This window comes from Actinobacillus pleuropneumoniae (assembly GCF_003290385.1).
GTDB lineage: Bacteria > Pseudomonadota > Gammaproteobacteria > Enterobacterales > Pasteurellaceae > Actinobacillus > Actinobacillus lignieresii.
Genome location: NZ_CP030753.1, coordinates 1,549,580 through 1,567,825, shown reverse-complemented (window position 1 = coordinate 1,567,825; position 18,246 = coordinate 1,549,580). Strand labels below are relative to the sequence as shown.

The 18,246-nt window shown below is 42.0% G+C and carries 14 protein-coding genes; 1 reads left to right on the top strand and 13 read right to left on the bottom strand.

The window, feature by feature from the left end; genetic code table 11:
- Positions 1-12: 12 nt before the first annotated feature.
- Genes hybE through hybO form a run of 6 tightly spaced genes read right to left on the bottom strand, consistent with a single transcriptional unit; the run spans position 13 to position 6,058 of the window.
- Complete coding sequence (gene hybE / locus DRF63_RS07265; RefSeq protein WP_017357826.1) at positions 13-516, bottom strand: hydrogenase-2 assembly chaperone; 504 nt, start codon at positions 514-516, stop codon at positions 13-15.
- Positions 509-1,006 (bottom strand): HyaD/HybD family hydrogenase maturation endopeptidase, encoded by a 498-nt coding sequence (locus tag DRF63_RS07260; protein ID WP_005598434.1) that lies wholly within the window; start codon positions 1,004-1,006, stop codon positions 509-511. Before DRF63_RS07260 ends, hybE begins: the two co-directional genes overlap by 8 nt.
- The gene (gene hybC, locus DRF63_RS07255) at positions 1,006-2,715 is read right to left on the bottom strand and encodes a hydrogenase 2 large subunit (RefSeq protein ID WP_005598432.1); all 1,710 of its coding nucleotides are present in this window, start codon (positions 2,713-2,715) and stop codon (positions 1,006-1,008) included. Before hybC ends, DRF63_RS07260 begins: the two co-directional genes overlap by 1 nt.
- Entirely contained in the window at positions 2,712-3,893 is a 1,182-nt protein-coding gene (gene hybB / locus DRF63_RS07250) for a Ni/Fe-hydrogenase cytochrome b subunit (RefSeq protein ID WP_005598431.1), read from the bottom strand. Before hybB ends, hybC begins: the two co-directional genes overlap by 4 nt.
- Complete coding sequence (hybA, locus tag DRF63_RS07245) at positions 3,886-4,923, bottom strand: hydrogenase 2 operon protein HybA (RefSeq protein WP_005598428.1); 1,038 nt, start codon at positions 4,921-4,923, stop codon at positions 3,886-3,888. Before hybA ends, hybB begins: the two co-directional genes overlap by 8 nt.
- A complete protein-coding gene (hybO, locus tag DRF63_RS07240) occupies positions 4,916-6,058 on the bottom strand; it encodes a hydrogenase 2 small subunit (RefSeq protein ID WP_043991870.1) in 1,143 nt (380 codons plus the stop codon). Before hybO ends, hybA begins: the two co-directional genes overlap by 8 nt.
- A 234-nt stretch (positions 6,059-6,292) precedes the next feature.
- Here hybO and hypF point away from each other — a divergent pair, with 234 nt between their 5' ends.
- Positions 6,293-8,578 carry a carbamoyltransferase HypF gene (gene hypF, locus DRF63_RS07235; protein WP_005598424.1) on the top strand — a complete coding sequence of 762 codons (2,286 nt, stop codon included), beginning with the start codon at positions 6,293-6,295 and terminating at the stop codon, positions 8,576-8,578.
- Positions 8,579-8,657: 79 nt separating this feature from the next.
- Here the strand turns inward: hypF and hypE are convergent, their stop codons facing one another.
- The 7 genes from hypE to ptsI all read right to left on the bottom strand — a co-directional run bounded on the left by hypE (position 8,658) and on the right by ptsI (position 18,159).
- Positions 8,658-9,671 (bottom strand): hydrogenase expression/formation protein HypE, encoded by a 1,014-nt coding sequence (gene hypE, locus DRF63_RS07230; RefSeq protein ID WP_005598422.1) that lies wholly within the window; start codon positions 9,669-9,671, stop codon positions 8,658-8,660.
- 1 nt (position 9,672) lies between these two features.
- The gene (gene hypD, locus DRF63_RS07225; protein WP_005598419.1) at positions 9,673-10,788 is read right to left on the bottom strand and encodes a hydrogenase formation protein HypD; all 1,116 of its coding nucleotides are present in this window, start codon (positions 10,786-10,788) and stop codon (positions 9,673-9,675) included.
- An 11-nt stretch (positions 10,789-10,799) separates the two neighbouring features.
- Positions 10,800-11,609, bottom strand: coding sequence for a hydrogenase nickel incorporation protein HypB (gene hypB, locus DRF63_RS07220; protein WP_005598416.1), 810 nt, complete (start codon positions 11,607-11,609; stop codon positions 10,800-10,802).
- Between the two features lie 203 nt (positions 11,610-11,812).
- Complete coding sequence (gene uvrD, locus DRF63_RS07215) at positions 11,813-14,011, bottom strand: DNA helicase II (protein WP_005598412.1); 2,199 nt, start codon at positions 14,009-14,011, stop codon at positions 11,813-11,815.
- Between the two features lie 229 nt (positions 14,012-14,240).
- Positions 14,241-15,668, bottom strand: coding sequence for a tRNA (N6-isopentenyl adenosine(37)-C2)-methylthiotransferase MiaB (gene miaB, locus DRF63_RS07210; protein ID WP_005598409.1), 1,428 nt, complete (start codon positions 15,666-15,668; stop codon positions 14,241-14,243).
- Between the two features lie 184 nt (positions 15,669-15,852).
- The gene (gene crr / locus DRF63_RS07205; protein ID WP_005598408.1) at positions 15,853-16,353 is read right to left on the bottom strand and encodes a PTS glucose transporter subunit IIA; all 501 of its coding nucleotides are present in this window, start codon (positions 16,351-16,353) and stop codon (positions 15,853-15,855) included.
- 84 nt (positions 16,354-16,437) lie between these two features.
- A complete protein-coding gene (gene ptsI, locus DRF63_RS07200; protein ID WP_005598407.1) occupies positions 16,438-18,159 on the bottom strand; it encodes a phosphoenolpyruvate-protein phosphotransferase PtsI in 1,722 nt (573 codons plus the stop codon).
- Between the last annotated feature and the right edge of the window lie 87 nt (positions 18,160-18,246).

The following is an 18,246-nucleotide window of genomic DNA, read 5'->3' as shown; positions in this document are numbered from 1 at the left end:
CTTTTAGATGGGTTATTTTAACATGGCACTAAAAATATTACGTTTACTTATATCAGGCACCTGCTGTTTTATAGGTAACGACAGTAACATTGTTAAGCAATCTTTCGTTAATTGAACCGCTTGTTCGGCGGTTAAATTCGGATCAATCGGAGAGAGTAACGAACAACTTAAATACTGCGGTATTGAGTCGATACTACTTACGGTAAACGTCATTGCTTTATAGGGCAATTGTAAGCTGAGCTTATCTCCAACCGTTCTTCCTTCCCATAATTGTTCCGGTCCTGGGATAATGACGATACTTATCATCCAAGGTGTTAAAACGGAACCTATCCATTGCCCTTCATACAAAATGAAATTAGGTGCGAAACAAGGAATATCGTACCGATAAAACGGTAAATCCTGCATATTAGCGGATATTTTTTCCATCTCCTTTCGAAATAATACTCCCGGATTGTCGTTAAACCCCATTACTTCGGATAATGGGCCATCGATTGATGTATTTTGGTGTCTATACATTTTCCAACTCTCGAAGTAATAACGGATCATTAAATCCGTAAGCCGCCAGTTGTTGCGCTAAACAATGAAAAATAGACGGAAACGCATTTTCTATTGTTTTAGTTAATCCGATTCCGGATTCCAACGATTCCGGTTGGATGCCGATTAGGCATAGATGTTCAGGCAATTCTTCCGTTAAGGTCAATGCCGATAATACATCGCAAATGCCAAGCTGATGCGGCGACATTTTACGTGAAAAAAATGTCGGGATTTTTTCATTGTGCAATACGATAATTTCTCCCGCATTTTTATTGGCAAGTACCGCATCTATAATAATCAGATGGTTGCGATTGGCGATACAATCGAGGAGTTCCATTCCGCATGTTCCGCCATCAACAATATCTAAGAACGCCGTAAGTTCCGGTTTTTGTTCCAGTTCCTGAACTGCTCTGACACCGACACCCTCATCGCTTAATAAAATGTTTCCGATTCCTAAGATTAACGGTTTCATTATAGTACCTTAACCTCGGTTACTTCGTCCGTTTCGGTATTAACGACATGTACGGCACAAGACATACAAGGGTCGAACGAGTGAATCGTACGAACGATTTCTAACGGTTTCTTCGGATCAGCAACAGGCGTACCGATTAAAGATAGCTCATAAGGTCCCATTTCATCGTTTTGGTTGCGCGGACCGGAGTTCCAAGTGGACGGTACTACGGCTTGATAATTCGCGATTTTACCGTCTTTGATTACAATCCAATGAGATAGCATACCTCTCGGTACTTCGCTAAAACCAACACCTTTAAATTCGCCTGTCGGCGGAATTTCCGCTTTTAAGTAAGCATCGGTATCGCCTCTACCGATATTCTCTATCAGCAATTGCCATTGTTGAACAAGTAAATCGTTAAGTGTACAACAATGTACGGTACGTCCGATGATTCGTCCTAAGGTAGAATGCAAATCATCAACGGATAATTCGTTTTGCGTGAGAGTTTTATATAAGTTTTTCACTTCATTGAAGTGTTTTACGGTTAATTTGTTTTCGGTTGCCAATCCGCACATAAGATAAGCTAAAGGACCGACTTCAACGACTTTATTATAGAAAGAAGGGGCTTTTACCCAAGAATATTTTCCGTCTTCTTGCCATCCGGTATATTTAGGACGGGTTAATCCCGCCCACGGTTCTAAAGCTTCATCATCTTCATACCAAGCATGTTTGCCGCTTTCTTTAATCCCTTTTAAGAGAAATTCGTCTTTATAGTCGGCAATATTGCGGAAAGTAGATAGATCTCCGTTTTCAATGTAACCGCCGGAAAGTACGAATTTCGTATTATCTTCATTTAAAGGATATTCCGGTACGGATAAATAGTTACGTGATGTTTTTCCTAGTTGTAACCATTCAGGATAATGTGCGGCAATAACGGCGGTATCGATTTTATAAACTTGGTTCACAAAATCGTTCAATTTGTCTATACAACTTTTCACGAACATTAGCCGTTCTAAATTGAGTACGGATTGGGCGTCTAAGTTAATTGGGTTCGCAACGCCGCCTATCGCTAAGTTTTGAATATGAGGGGTTTTACTACCTAATAACGCCACGATACGGTTGGCATCACGCTGACATTCCAACGCTTGTAAATAGTGAGCGACCGCAATTAAATTTACTTCCGGCGGTAACTTCATCGCCGGATGACCGAAATATCCGTTGGCAAAAATACCTAATTGCCCGCTTGCAACCAACGCTTTTAATTTATTTTGCACGTTACGGAATTCGTTTGCACTATTCAGCGACCATGTGGAAACACCTTTCAACATCGCTTCCGCTTTTTCAGGATCGGCTTCGAGCGCAGAAGTAATATCCACCCAGTCCATTGCGGAAAGTTGATAAAAATGTACGATATGGTCATGCATCGTATGTGCGGCTAAAATCATATTGCGAATATATTGCGCATTTAGCGGTACTTTCGCACCGATTGCGTCTTCCACCGCTCTCACACTGACAATAGCGTGTACCGTCGTACAAACGCCGCAAATTCGTTGCATAATCATCCAAGCATCGCGAGGATCTTTGCCCTGAATAATATTTTCCATGCCTCGCCACATGGTACCTGATGACCAAGCATTGGTGACTTTTCCGTCTTCGATTTCACAATCGATACGTAAATGACCTTCGATTCGCGTAACAGGGTCGATAGTAATACGTTGTTTAGTTGTCATGCTCTCACTCCGGATTGAATATTATTTTCTTGATGTGCTTCTTGGATAACTGGTAATACAGGGAATAATCTAACAATTAATATATAGGCGCAAATTTCAATAGAAATAAAACCGATTGAAATTAATAGTTCCGGCGTCGACGGGAAGTAATCGTACCCCATGCCCGGATCAAACATAATGATGGAATAATTCATACGCCATAATGCCGAGCCGCCGATCATACAAAGTGCCGAGATAAACAACCAACGGCTATCGGAAAATTTGTCGCCTAAGAATAATGTGAAAATAGGTAGGGACATTAAGCTTACTTCTAACCAAAACATTAATGAATAGAAATCGCCTTGTAAGACGTAATGTAACTTATCGTTATAAATTAACTCTCCGAAACGAACGACGATAAATAATCCGATTAGAATTGCCGCTACTCTGGCTAAACGTGTGAATAAATGTCTTTCGTCCGGTGCTTTTCCCGCTAATCCCGCTTTGACTAATGATCCTTCGAAAATAATAATGGAGAAGCCCATAATAAATGCGGTAAATAACGAAAAGATAGGCAGCATTTCGTAACTTTGCCATACAGGGTGTACTTTATGACCTGCAACAATCATTAAAGAACCCATTGAGGATTGGTGCATCATCGGTAATAAAGCGCCTAACGCAACTAAGAAAAACATGATTTTATTCAGCTTATCGAACCATTTTTTCAAACCGAAGTAACCTAAAATGACCGGTGCGAACTCTAAGGTCACAACACAAATATAAACGGTCATACATGCCGCCGTTTCAAATAATACGGAAGAGGTATTGAATTGTCCCGGCATGAAAAAATAAGGCAAATGCCAATAACGCCCCATATCGATAGTGATGGATAAGCCGCCTAAGGTATATCCGAATAAGCTGGCTAATAATGCGGGACGTACTAAAGGGTGGTATTTACCTTTATTAAAGACATATACCGTCCATGCTAACGCCCAGCCCCCGCAGGCCAATCCCGTTCCGACCAATAAGTCGAAACCGATCCATAACCCCCAAGGATAACCGCCGTTCAGTTCGGTCACGGAACCGATACCGAAAATCAGACGACGTAATATTAATAAAGCGCAAATAGCGGCAAGCGGTGCGAATACCAATACGGGGATTGATATTAAACGACCGCCGAGAGGACGAGCTTTAGCCATGGTGATCCTCCTTCTCTTCTTCTACTTTCATCTGTTCGCGAGCTAATTTCCATTCCTGTTTTTTAGCTTCGATTTTATCCGCATGCAGACTTCTATAAGTCATTGCGGTTAAACCCGCCAAAGCGACTAGCGGTAAGATCATGCCTTTATATAAGGTATGTTGTAAATGTGCCGCTCGCGTACCTGTCGCCAGTTCGTCCAACTGAGGTAAATCTAAATTTTCATGCGGAACGCCGCTAAGTACCAATACTTGCGTACCGCCGCCTTCGGTTTCTCCGTAAATATGTTGTTGATATAGAGGTACTTTAGCCTTATAAGTATCTTTACTATCTACCGTTTGACGAGGGTAGTCATACTCCGTTCCTCTCAGTAACGTCAGACGGCGTTTAGCTTCGGCTAATAAGTCGTTATAGCTACCGAAAATAATTGCGCCGGTCGGACAAACCTGACAGCAGCCCGGATTCTCGCCCTTATCAATACGTTCCAATCCTTTTTGGTTACAAAGTTCGCATTTGCTGATTTCGCCGAACGGGTTGTTATAGTCGTATTTAGGTACGTTAAACGGACAGGCAACCATACAATAACGACAACCGGTACAAATATCGGGATCATAATTAACGATACCGGTTTTTTCGTCTTTAGTCAGCGCTTGCACCGGACAGGCTGTTACGCAATTGGGTTCAACACAGTGCATACATTGTTTTTTAATGTAAGCGTAACCGTTATCGACTTGATCCTTATATTTACCTTCCCCGTTTGACCAAACTTGAATAATGTTTCGTGTGAAAGGCGATAGTTTATCGTTATTCGACCAAGTTTGCTCTCCGACAGGATTAATCGCCGTTTTATTTAAATTCTGACATTCGGCGACACAAGCTTGGCAACCTACACAAAGCGTAGAATCGTACAACATACCGACGGCAGTCGGTATCCGAGGACGATTTTCCGCTTGAGCGTTAGCAACGCTCGGTGTAAGACCGGAAGCTAATCCGCCGCCGATGCCTACTTTTAGAAACTTACGTCTATTCATGATATTGTTCCCGAGAATTATTTGAAGCTTGTTGTTGAGCTTTATGTTGAATACTCAAACTGCGTAACGTCATCACACTCACCCCGGTCAGTACCCCGGCGGCTCCGCCGAGTAAACCGATAACGGTTTTTGAGGCGGGATTTCCTTCCGTGATATTTACACTCGGCTTATCCACTCTTGGTGTCGGGTTCTCCACCGTAGCCAATTGGAAAATGCCTTTGGTAAATCCGACGCCTTGTTCATTGCAGCCGTAGCAAGGATGACCGATACCGACCGGCCAGTTATTACCGCCGACATCGCAGAATTCAAGGGTTGAACAGTTACCGTAAGTTTCCGGACCTTTACAGCCTAAATGGTATAAACACCAACCTTGTCGGTGTCCTTCATCGCCGTATTCGCGTGCAAATCTTCCCGCATCAAAGTGCGGTCTTCTATAACAGTTTTCGTGAATAAGTCTGTCGTAAGCGAATAACGGACGATTAAGTTTGTCCATATTCGGTAATTTTTTATAGGTAATAATATAGGCGATGGTCGCCAAGAAATTATGAGGATTAGGAGGACAACCCGGGATATTAATAATCGGCATACCCGGTAAAATATCGGATAAACTGCTTGCACCGGTCGGATTATTACCGCTTGAAGGAACGCCGCCCCACGCAGCGCACGAACCGATAGCAATGATTGCCATCGCATCTTTAGCGGCTTCTTTGATATGTTCTAAAACGGGTTTACCCGCAATCATACAATATATACCGTCGTCTTTAACCGGAATAGAACCGTCCACGACTAAAATATACTGACCTTTATATTTATGCATTGCATTATGTTTATTATCTTCCGCTTGGTCACCGAAAGCCGCCGATAGCACTTCGTGATATTCAAGAGAAATCAAATCCAATACAAGGTTTTCTACCGTAGGGTGCGTCGCACGTAATAAAGATTCCGTACAACCGGTACATTCTTGCGCGCCAATCCAAATTACCGGAGGGCGTTGCGGGCTGGTTAAGGCATTAGTCATTTCTGCGCTTGCTTTAGCATTTAACCCCATCGTTGCGGCTAAGGCGGTACATAATTTCATAAAATCCCGACGAGAAACATCGGTAAGGACAGAAAACAGGTCATCATATCGTTGCATATTTCACTCCTAAATACACACTTTATATATGGGCTAATCATAGGCTCTTTAATATGCAATAAATTTGATTTATCTCATAAAAATTAAGGTTTTTAAGAAATTACATCTAAATGGGTAGATTGCTGTAGAAGGGGGTATTTATTGATAAGAATCATTGTTTTCTTGGACGGGGAGTATTAATTTACCGTCGGTTAGTTTAACAAAAGTAAAGTTGTTTGAAGTGGGGAAATCATCATGGGGAATACGGCGTATAACGGTATTGAAATTCGAGTAAAAGGAAAGGTACAAGGTGTCGGTTTTCGTCCGTTCGTTTGGCAATTGGCAAATGAACACCATTTATACGGCGATGTAAATAATGACGGGCAAGGTGTTTTGATTAGAATATTAACCGAGAGCGAAACGAAAAAACTCGATGCCTTTTTATATGATCTACAAAATAAACTTCCGCCATTGGCACAGATTACTTCATTACAAATTCAACCTACCGAGTGGGATTCGATACTTGATCCGAATGCATTCCTAATTCGTGAAAGCGAAAACAGTCAAATGGATACCCAAGTGATTCCGGATGCTGCGACTTGTCCCGCTTGTCTTAATGAGATCTTTGATATAAATAACCGCCGCTTTCATTACCCGTTTACCAATTGTACTCACTGCGGTCCTCGTTTTACGATTATTCGTTCGATACCTTATGATCGCCATAACACCTCCATGCGTGATTTTGCTTTTTGCCCTGTCTGTAAGCAGGAATATAAAGATCCGGCGGACAGACGATTTCACGCGCAGCCTAACGCTTGTCCCGAATGCGGACCGCATATCATTTTCTGCGATAGAACACAGTGGATTACGCAACACTATTCCGCAATTTTAGAAGCGGTCGAAAAATTACGCCAAGGCTACATTGTTGCCGTTAAAGGATTAGGCGGATTTCATCTGGCTTGTGATGCTACTCAAGCGAAAACGATAGATTTATTACGTCATAGAAAAGTCAGACCTAGCAAACCTTTTGCGGTAATGGTACCTAATCTTGATTGGCTAACGGAATTAGCTGAAGAAGAACGTTTATTATTGCAAAGTAGTGCGGCACCGATAGTGTTATTAGCAAAGCATAAAGTGCGCGGAGTACACGATTTAGTCGCTCCCGATTTAGCCGAAATCGGCGTTATGTTACCTAGCAATCCGTTACAGCATTTGCTTATGCATGAAGTGAATATGCCATTGGTTATGACTAGTGCAAACCGTAGCGGATTACCCCCTGCGCTTAATAATCAAGATGCTCTTGATTCGTTAGCGGATTTAGCCGATTACTGGTTGCTGCATAATCGAGATATTGTGCAACGAGCGGACGATTCGCTGGTTAGAGTATCGTTTGACGGTAAAGAAACGTTACGTAGAGCACGCGGTTATGTGCCTAACGAAACCGCTTTATCTATTGATAACGATAAGAATATTTTGGCATTAGGTGCCGATTTAAAAAATACGTTCTGTTTATTACGTAAGAAAAATGCCGTGATTACCCAACACTTAGGAGATATGCAAAATGAGCAAATACAACAGCAATTAATTGATAATATCGCATTATTCGAACAAATTTATCAATTTACTCCCGATTTGATCGCCGTTGATGCACACCCCGGTTATTTTACGCATCAACTGGGAAAGACTTTATCCGAAAAATATCATATTCCGTTGATCGAGGTGTTACATCACCACGCGCATATCGTTAGCGTATTGGCGGAACATAATTATTTGCAAGAACAAGTTATCGGTTTGGCATTAGACGGTATCGGAATGGGAGAGGATTCCCAATTATGGGGCGGGGAATGTTTATTGGTTTCTCAAAACGGTAGTCAATATTTAGGCGGATTGCCTCAAGTGGCGTTGATTGGCGGAGATATTGCCGCTAAACAACCATGGCGCAGTTTTCTTGCACATTGTTTAGCCTTTGTACCAAATTGGCAAAATAATGAAAAAATCATAGAACTGATACGAGATAAAAATTGGCAGCCTTTAGTGAGAGCGGTTGAAGCTAACATTAACGCGCCGTTGATTTCTTCCGCAGGGCGTTTATTCGATGCGGTAGCTTATGCTTTAGGTATTGTAACCGATCGGATAACTTGGGAAGGAGAGGCGGCTTGTAAACTGGAAAATATAGCTTGGCAGTATGCTCAAACGGGAGAAACTTTACGTAACGGTATCACAATCTCTTTAAATGAACATAATCAATTAAATTTAGCGGATTTTTGGTCGGATTGGTTGGCTTTGGAGGCTTCTTCGGCAGAAAAAGCTTGGATTTTTCATTATTCGTTAGCACAAGGATTAGCGAACCTAGCACGTTTACAAGCGGATAAATATCATATTAAAACTATCGTATTGTCCGGAGGTGTGTGGCATAACCGATTACTGCGTTATTTAATTAAATCAATGTTATCCGATTTTAAGCTATTGACTGGACATGAATTTCCCATGGGAGACGGCGGTATAGCTCTCGGTCAAGCGGTGATCGCAAGCTATGATTAATATTAATGTAAGGGCGAATAAATTCGCCCTTATAAATTACAGTGTTATATTTACGGTATAATATTTCGGATGTTTCTGCTTAGCAAATACGCGGTAGAGGTTCGATAGTCGGTAGATCTAATAAACGACTTTGTCCGAAAGATCCGATTAAGCGAACTTTTTTATCGGAAATAACTTCGCCTATGATTGCAGCATCTTTTCCGAGAGGATGAGTCTGGAGAGCGGATAACGCAGCTTGTGCCGTCTCGGCACTTGTAATAACGACGAGTTTTCCTTCATTAGCAAAGTTTATCGCTTCCAAGCCTAACAGTTCACATATCCCCCTTACCTCAGTACGAATAGGTAACGCATCTTGGTAAATTTGCATACCGAGTCCGCTGCTTTGTGAAAATTCGTGTAATACCGCATTTACGCCGCCTCTGGTTGCATCTCTAAGGGTTTTAATTCCTTCTATCGGGCGTAGTAAATCGACTAACGGCGTTAGGACATTACAATCGCTAATCAGATCCGTCTGGATACCGAGTTTCTCTCGTAAATTCAGAATAGTTGCGCCGTGATCGCCTAATGTGCCGCTTACAATAATTTTATCGCCCGTTTTAATTTGATGCATTCCCCATTGGATTTGAGCAGGAATGACACCGATACCGCTGGTATTAATGAAAATTTTATCCGCCGCTCCTTTCGGTACTACTTTAGTATCTCCGGTAACAATTTGAATACCTGCTTTTTTAGCGCAATTTGCCATTTCGCTAATCACTTGCTTTAGCTGTTCAAGCGGGAAGCCTTCTTCTAAAATAAAGCCGCATGAAAGATAAAGGGGAACGGCACCGCTTACCACAACATCGTTTACCGTACCGCATACCGCTAATTTACCGATATTCCCACCGGGGAAAAAAATAGGATCTATGACAAAGCTATCGGTACTAAAAGCGAGTTGGTCGCCTTGTGATGTTAAAGCGGTTAAAGGTAAGCGAGCTTGATCTTCAGCCTGTGAAAGCAGAGGATTATTAAATGCGTCCATAAAATATTCTTGAATTAATTTTTGCATTAATAGTCCGCCGTTTCCATGGGACATCGTAATAATATCGCTCATATTACATTTCTCTCCGATATTGATAGTAAGCCGAACAAGCCCCCTCAGAAGAAACCATTAATGCACCATAGGCACTATTCGGGTTACATTTTTGACCGAATAAAGGGCAATCGCTCGGTTTACATTTCCCGGTAAGCACATCTCCGCAACGAGCTAACGGATCATCCGCCACGGCATGTACATGCGTATTAAAATGTTTTTCGGCATCGAATTGCGCATACTGCTCGGTAAGCTCAACCCCTGATTCTGCAATTTCGCCTAATCCTCGCCATTCGCTACTTTTTTTCAATTGAAAGACTTCTTGCATTGCCTGCTGTGCGATTAGATTACCGTTGGATTGAACAATCCGCTTGTATTGATTTTCAACTTCACAACGATTCTCGACGAATTGTTCGACTAGCATCACAATCGCTTGTAATAAATCTAAAGGCTCAAAGCCGGTAACCACAAACGGTTTATGATATTGCTCGGCAAGCGGTTGATAGGGAGCGGTGCCGATAATCATACTGACGTGACCCGGTGCGATAAAGCCGTCAATTAATACTTGCTCTTGTCGTAATAATTCTCGTAATGTAGGAATAATCGTAATGTTTTGGCAAACAATAAAGAAGTTATTTACCTGTTGCTTTTTGGCTTGTTGTAATGTGATCGCCGTACTCGGCATTGTCGTTTCAAATCCGAGAGAAAAGAAAACCACTTTTTTATCCGGATTTTGTTGGGCAATATTGAGTGCATCCAAGGGCGAATAGACGATACGAATATCTGCACCCTGTCCTTTGGCATCCAATAAAGAACCTAGTCTGCCTTTTACTCTCATTGCATCGCCGAAAGTACAAAAAATAACATCGGGGCGGCGAGCAATTTCAATACATACGTCAATTCGCCCCATCGGTAATACGCATACCGGACAACCGGGACCGTGAATAAATTCGATACTTTCCGGCAAAATACGATCTAAACCGAATTTAAAAATCGTATGGGTATGACCGCCGCATACTTCCATCAAATAAAGCGGTCGTTTTTTACTGAATTGCGGCAACTTTTGCATTAATTGCTGTAAATGCGTAATTAATTTACGAGCCAGAACGGGATCTCTAAATTCATCGACAAATTGCATTCTATAATTCCTTAAGCCGTCTGACTTTCCAACCAGTCCAACCACGTTTCCATACCTTCACCGGAAGTGGCGGAAAGACAAAAGATTTGAATATTCGGATTCACTTGTTTTGCATAGGCAATACATTTTTCCAAATCGAAATTGAGATAAGGCAGGAGATCTATTTTATTAATAATCATTAATTTAGCCGCCATAAACATATGCGGATATTTCAGCGGCTTATCTTCGCCTTCCGTTACCGAGAGAATCGCTACTTTCGCAAACTCGCCTAAATCAAATTCGGCAGGACATACCAAGTTGCCGACATTTTCGATAAATACGGTACTGTTCGGATTCGGTTGCAGTTTTGCTAACGCTTCTAACACCATTTTGGCATCCAAGTGACAGCCTTTGCCGGTATTAATTTGTAATGCCGGCACTCCCGTCGCTCTGATTCGATTCGCATCGTTTTCGGTTTGCTGATCGCCTTCAATCACATAACATTGCTTACGTTCTTTCAAAGAAGTGAGTGTAGAAGCGAGTAATGTCGTTTTACCGGAACCGGGGCTGGAAACTAAATTTAACGCCAAGATATTGTTCTGTTTAAAGAAATCACGATTTAAACGTGCATATTGATTGTTTTCGCCTAATACGTCCTGTTCGATTTTAAGTAAGCGAGTTTGAACGTTTGCCGTATCCGGTTTTTGTATTTCGGCAATGCCGTTGATAACGAAAGGGTTGGAATGTTGAGGTTTTGAGGGAATTTCTCCATCATTAGAATGAGTGTGCGGCAATTCTCCGATTCTTACTTGAGCACTACCGCATCCGCAAGTCGAACACATATTTATCTCCCTAACTACAAAGTATGATGATCATTATAGAGATTAGACTATACTTTCAATTCGGCTAAGTTGATCAGGATCACAATACCCATAAAATAGCCTAAATTAGGTATATAAGAGATAGCGGAGATATTTTTATTAAATAGAAAAAAAGCATATATGAATAAATCATATATGCCGATATTCACCCTATATCAAGCGGTTTAAATTTTCTCTAAATTTGCCATCTTAGCAATCAACCACTTAATACCGTTACCTGCAAAGGCGATTTGCAAACGGGTCGCTTCGCCGCTGCCTTCCACATTAACAATCGTGCCTTGTCCGAATTTAGCGTGTTGCACCTTTTGCCCCATTTTCCAGCTATTGTCTTCTAAACAAGAAGCGGTCGTTTTTGCCGAATTTTTTGCAAAAGGCGTGCTTGGGGCAAAACTTGCCGCACGATTGATAGAGCCTCTCAAACGTACTTCGCGAATATGCTGCTCGGGCAATTCGGCAATAAAACGAGAAGCGATATGACGCTCTTCTTTGCCGTATAAACGTCTGAGTTCGGCATAACTGATCGTCAATTTTTTCTTCGCACGGGTAATACCGACATAAGCCAAACGGCGCTCTTCTTGCAGTCTGCCTTCGTCAAAGCTCATTCCGCTTGGGAAAATGCCTTCTTCCACACCCACTATAAATACACGGGGGAATTCTAAGCCTTTTGCCGAATGTAACGTCATTAATTCGACATAATCTTGATGCGGAGAGGCTTGCGTTTCGCCGGCTTCTAATGAAGCGTGAGTTAAAAATGCGGTGAGATCCGACATTTCTTCCGCTTCGTCAGGCTTGCTGAATTGTTTAGTGGCGGTAACCAGCTCTTCTAAGTTCTCGATACGAACTTCGCCTTTTTCCCCTTTTTCTTGTTTATACATTTCGTACAAACCGGATTTTTTAATCACAAAATCGGTTTGTTCAAACAGTGGCATTTGCTCGGTTTCTTGCTCGAGCGCATTAATCAATTCGACAAAACGTAGTAAGGCGGAAGCGGCTCTGCCGGAAAGCTGTTCTTCTTGCACAGCCACTTGAATCGCTTGCCACAAGGTTATTTGGCGATCACGAGTAATTTGACGAATCGTATCTAAGGTGCGTTCGCCAATTCCTCTTGGCGGTGTGTTAATCACTCGTTCAAATGCCGCATCGTCTTGGCGATTAGCGATCAAACGTAAATACGCCAGCGCATCTTTGATTTCTTGGCGTTCGAAGAAGCGCATACCGCCGTAAATACGGTAAGGAATATTCGCTTGAATCAATGCTTCTTCAATCACACGAGATTGGCTGTTACTACGATATAGCACCGCACATTCGTTCAGACTGCCTTCGTCTTCTTTCCATTGTTTGATTTGTGAGGCAACAAAGCGGGCTTCGTCCAATTCGTTAAAGGCACAATAAATTTCAACCGGATCGCCATCGCCTTGATCGGTCCATAAATTCTTACCCAAGCGGTCTTCGTTATTGGAAATTAACTCATTGGCGGTCGCCAAAATATGTCCGGTCGAGCGGTAATTTTGCTCAAGACGAATGGTTTCCGCTTTTTGGTAGTCATTTAAGAAACGCTGAATATTTTCAACCTGCGCACCACGCCAGCCGTAAATCGATTGGTCGTCATCGCCGACAATCATCACGTTACCGGTTTTACCGGCAAGCAGACGGATTAAGTCATATTGAATATTGTTGGTGTCTTGAAACTCATCGATCAAAATCTGCTGAAAACGTTGTTGGTAGCGTTGCAAAATCGGCGGTTTGTCTCGGAAAAGTTCATAAGCTCGAATCAATAATTCGGCAAAATCTAACAAACCGGCACGATCGCAGGCATCTTGATAGATTTGGTAGATTTGAACTAATTTCTTCTCGTTCGGATCGTTATGATGATCAATATCTTTCGGACGTTTACCTTTATCTTTTTGCGCACTGATATACCACGCCACGTGTTTCGGCGGGAAATGCTTTTCATCAATATTGTGCAGCTTTAACAAACGTTTAAGTAAACGCTGCTGATCTTCGCTATCCATAATTTGGAAATCTTGCGGTAGATTAGCATCAAGATAATGCGAGCGTAACAAACGGTTGGCAATGCTGTGGAACGTTCCGACCCACATACCGAACAGGCGGTGATGACTGCTGGAAGAAAGGGTATGTTCGATACGGTGGCGCATTTCCGCCGCTGCTTTATTGGTAAAGGTTACTGCCAGAATATTTGATTCCGGTACATTTTCTACGCCGATTAACCACGCAATACGATGGGTAAGCACTCGTGTTTTACCAGAGCCGGCTCCCGCCAACACTAAATAATTGCCCAACGGCGCAACGACAGCCTCTCGCTGTTTATCATTTAACCCGTCTAATAATAAAGAAAAATCCATTACCGCCTCGTATTTAATTAATGTTCGTTTATACAGTTAATCTTATTATAGATCAAAGCGGTTGAATTTTATAAAATATTTGCAAAGTATATAAATATTCTTATTCGAAAAGGAAGGTTGGGAAGCTATATGAGAATAAAATACGAAAGGATTGAATTATATTGAAAGAGGTAAAGCCAGAATAAAAAATAAGCAGATCTTAGTTTAATAAGATCTGCTTAATTTACTATTATAGATTTACAACATATTTGCCGACGCCGAGATCGTCTTCTTTACGAGTACGAGCAATCACGCTTGCCGCCGATTCGACCACACGTAAACCCATTTCGTCTTCGGTACGAACCACATCGCCGCGTAATGAGTTGGTATAAACATCGGTGATTTTAATATCGACAAATTTACCAATCATATCCGGTGTGCCTTGGAAATTCACGATACGGTTGTTTTCGGTACGACCGGTTAATTCCATAATGTCTTTTTTAGACGGGCCTTCCACCAATACACGTTGTTCCGTACCTAACATTGCGCGGCTGAATTGCATTGCTTGGTGGTTAATACGTTGTTGTAAACGAGCTAAACGCGCTTTTTTCTCTTCTTCCGAAATATCATCCGGTAAATCCGCCGCCGGTGTACCCGGACGAGCGGAGTAGATAAAGCTGAAGCTCATATCGAAGTTTACTTGCTCGATCACTTTCATGGTTTGTTCGAAGTCTTCCGCCGTTTCACCCGGGAAGCCGACGATAAAGTCTGAGCTGATTTGAATATTCGGACGAACTTCACGTAACTTACGAATAATCGCTTTATACTCTAATGCCGTATGGTTACGTTTCATCATAGTTAATACGCGATCCGCACCGCTTTGAATCGGTAAGTGTAAGAAGCTCACTAATTCGGGCGTGTCACGATAAACTTCAATAATGTCGTCGGTAAATTCAATCGGGTGGCTGGTGGTGTAACGTACACGGTCGATACCGTCAATCGCCGCCACTAAACGCAGTAACTCTGCAAATGTGCAAATTCCACCGTCAAAAGTTTCACCGCGATAAGCATTCACGTTTTGACCGAGTAAGTTCACTTCACGTACGCCTTGTTCCGCTAATTGTGCGATTTCAAATAATACGTCATCCACCGGACGAGAAACTTCTTCACCACGAGTGTAAGGCACTACGCAGAACGAGCAGTATTTATTACAACCTTCCATAATGGAAACGAAAGCGGTCGGGCCTTCGGCACGCGGTTCCGGCAAGCGGTCGAATTTTTCAATTTCCGGGAAAGAAATATCGACGATCGCACGGTCACCGCCACGGATTTTGTTGATCATTTCCGGTAAACGGTGCAATGTTTGCGGACCGAATACGATATCAACAAACGGCGCACGATCACGAATATGTTCGCCTTCTTGCGACGCTACGCAACCGCCGACACCGATAATCAGATCCGGTTTATCTTTTTTCCAATTTTTCCAACGACCAAGCTGCGAGAAGACTTTTTCTTGCGCTTTTTCGCGGATTGAGCAGGTATTAAGTAATAAAACGTCCGCTTCTTCCGGTTTATCGGTCAGTTCTAGACCGTGTGTGGAATTTAAAAGATCCGCCATTTTGGATGAGTCGTACTCATTCATTTGGCAGCCCCAAGTCGTAATATGCAATTTCGCCATAATTTTTAGAAAATAATAAATATATCAATAAGTTAAAAATAAAAGCGTAAAGAGGAATCCCTTTACGCACAAATTCGGTTTATTGTACCCGTTTGCTTATTTTTTCGCTATAACTAAATAAAATTAGCAAACAAAAATGCCACGATATAGTACCGTGGCATATGCTTTTCTTTGTTGAATGAAATTATTTGGTTAAGGTTAATACAACACTTTCACCGGCAACAACTTGACCGACTTTTTTATCTAAATTGCTGATTTCATCCATATTGGAAATTACGACCGGTGTCAGTACCGATTTAGCTTTGCCTTCAAGTAATTCCAAGTCAAATTTAATAATCGGATCGCCGACTTTTACCGATTGACCTTCTTGCGCCACACGTGTGAAGCCTTCACCTTTTAATTCAACCGTATCAATCCCGAAGTGAACGAATAATTCAACACCTTCTTCCGATTCGATTGAAAATGCGTGATTGGTTTCAAAGATTTTACCGATTGTGCCGTTTACCGGTGCAACGATGGTATCTGAATTCGGGCGAATAGCAACGCCGTCACCTACGATTTTTTCTGAGAATACCACGTCCGGTACGTCTTCGATGTTTACGATTTCACCTGAAAGAGGAGAATATACTTTAACCTCTTTTGCGGCTGCTTGTTTTGAGCCGAATAATTTGTCGAAAAAGCCCATAGAAATCTCCGTTATTTTAATAATAGACAAAATACCCGTACATTCTATACGAGAATCTTGTCTTTGTATGCCATTTATTGAAAATTAGTTCAGTTTAGCGTAAAAATCATTGACCAGCTTTTCAATATCCGTAGCCGTCGGTTGCGCTAACGCTTCATCCGCTAATGCTTTTGCATCGGCATAATTAATCGAGCGAGCAAGTTTTTTCACGTGAGGGACGGAAATCGCACTCATACTGAACTCGTCTAAGCCCATACCGAGTAATAATGCGGTTGCACGAACGTCACCGGCCAACTCACCGCACATACCGGTCCATTTACCTTCGGCATGTGAAGCGTCAATCACTTGTTTGATTAAGTTCAATACCGATGGACTTAACGGATTATATAAATGCGCAATAATTTCGTTACCGCGATCAACCGCTAGGGTATATTGGGTTAAGTCGTTCGTACCGATACTGAAAAAGTCCGCTTCTTTCGCTAGGTGGCGAGCATTTACCGCTGCAGACGGCGTTTCAACCATGATACCTAATTGTAGGTTCTCATCAAATGCTTTGCCTTCCGCACGGAGCTGTTCTTTTAATTCCGCAACGATTGCTTTTAATTCACGAATCTCTTCAACCGAGATAATCATTGGGAACATTACCGCTAATTTACCGAATGCCGAAGCACGTAATACCGCACGTAATTGCGTATCTAAGATTTCACGACGTGTTAAACCGATACGCACCGCACGCCAACCTAAGAACGGATTCATTTCTTTCGGTAGGTTTAAGTACGGTAATTCTTTGTCGCCGCCGATATCCATGGTACGTAATACAACTTGTTTACCGTCCATCGCTTCAACAATTTCTTTATACGCTTGGAATTGCTCTTCTTCGCTCGGTAATTCGCTACGATCCATAAATAAGAATTCGGTACGGTATAAACCGACCGATTCGCCGCCGTTACGTAAGACGCCGTCCACATCACGAATGGTGCCGATGTTACCCGCCACTTCAATACGATGACCGTCTAAAGTTTCCGCCGGTAAATCTTTTAATTTCGCAAGTTCGGCTTTTTCCGCTGCAACGCGTTCTTGAATCGCTTTAAATTCGGCAAGTGCCTCATCGGAAGGATTAATATGAATTTGGTTATTTACCGCATCCAAAATTAATGTATCGCCGGTTTTAACACGAGCGGTAATATCGTTTGTACCGACAATTGCAGGAAGTTCTAATGAACGAGCCATAATTGAAGTATGCGAAGTACGACCGCCGATATCGGTAATGAAACCTAATACTTTATCTAAGTTTAATTGTGCGGTTTCGGAAGGCGTTAAGTCGTAAGCAACTAAAATAACTTCCTCTTGAATATCACCTAAATCGATGATGTGCATATTTAAAATATTGCGTAGTAAACGGTTACCGATATCACGAATATCGCCGGCACGTTCTTTTAGGTATTCGTCATCAATTTCTGCCAACATAGATGCCTGCATATCAATAACTTTACTTGCCGCAACATCCGCCGTTACAAGATTATCCGCAATATAGCCCAGAATTTCTTCTTCCAGCTCTTCATCTTCCAAGATCATTAAATGACCTTCAAAGATAGCTTCTTTTTCTTCACCGAGAGTACCTCTTGCTTTCTCTTTAATTGCAGTCAATTGTGCCGCCGCTTTTTCACGGCCGGCAAAGAATTTGGCTTTTTCAGCTTCAATTTGATCCGCTGTGATTTTTTGGGTATTAAGTACAATAGGTTCTTCTTTTAATACGAGCGCTTTACCAAACACAACACCCGGAGAAGCTGCAATACCTGTAATCATAATATGTCCTTGTCTAAAAGTGATTAAATGCTCATATAGCACAATACAACCCTATTCCATCCCTATTTTTTAATAGGAATGGCAATA

What these genes read in the sequence shown, in the direction of transcription:
- hybE (WP_017357826.1), bottom strand. Translation starts at nt 516, where the DNA reads ATGTATAGACACCAAAATACATCAATCGATGGCCCATTATCCGAAGTA.
- DRF63_RS07260 (WP_005598434.1), bottom strand. Translation starts at nt 1,006, where the DNA reads ATGAAACCGTTAATCTTAGGAATCGGAAACATTTTATTAAGCGATGAG.
- hybC (WP_005598432.1), bottom strand. Translation starts at nt 2,715, where the DNA reads ATGACAACTAAACAACGTATTACTATCGACCCTGTTACGCGAATCGAA.
- hybB (WP_005598431.1), bottom strand. Translation starts at nt 3,893, where the DNA reads ATGGCTAAAGCTCGTCCTCTCGGCGGTCGTTTAATATCAATCCCCGTA.
- hybA (WP_005598428.1), bottom strand. Translation starts at nt 4,923, where the DNA reads ATGAATAGACGTAAGTTTCTAAAAGTAGGCATCGGCGGCGGATTAGCT.
- hybO (WP_043991870.1), bottom strand. Translation starts at nt 6,058, where the DNA reads ATGCAACGATATGATGACCTGTTTTCTGTCCTTACCGATGTTTCTCGT.
- hypF (WP_005598424.1), top strand. Translation starts at nt 6,293, where the DNA reads ATGGGGAATACGGCGTATAACGGTATTGAAATTCGAGTAAAAGGAAAG.
- hypE (WP_005598422.1), bottom strand. Translation starts at nt 9,671, where the DNA reads ATGAGCGATATTATTACGATGTCCCATGGAAACGGCGGACTATTAATG.
- hypD (WP_005598419.1), bottom strand. Translation starts at nt 10,788, where the DNA reads ATGCAATTTGTCGATGAATTTAGAGATCCCGTTCTGGCTCGTAAATTA.
- hypB (WP_005598416.1), bottom strand. Translation starts at nt 11,609, where the DNA reads ATGTGTTCGACTTGCGGATGCGGTAGTGCTCAAGTAAGAATCGGAGAA.
- uvrD (WP_005598412.1), bottom strand. Translation starts at nt 14,011, where the DNA reads ATGGATTTTTCTTTATTATTAGACGGGTTAAATGATAAACAGCGAGAG.
- miaB (WP_005598409.1), bottom strand. Translation starts at nt 15,668, where the DNA reads ATGGCGAAATTGCATATTACGACTTGGGGCTGCCAAATGAATGAGTAC.
- crr (WP_005598408.1), bottom strand. Translation starts at nt 16,353, where the DNA reads ATGGGCTTTTTCGACAAATTATTCGGCTCAAAACAAGCAGCCGCAAAA.
- ptsI (WP_005598407.1), bottom strand. Translation starts at nt 18,159, where the DNA reads ATGATTACAGGTATTGCAGCTTCTCCGGGTGTTGTGTTTGGTAAAGCG.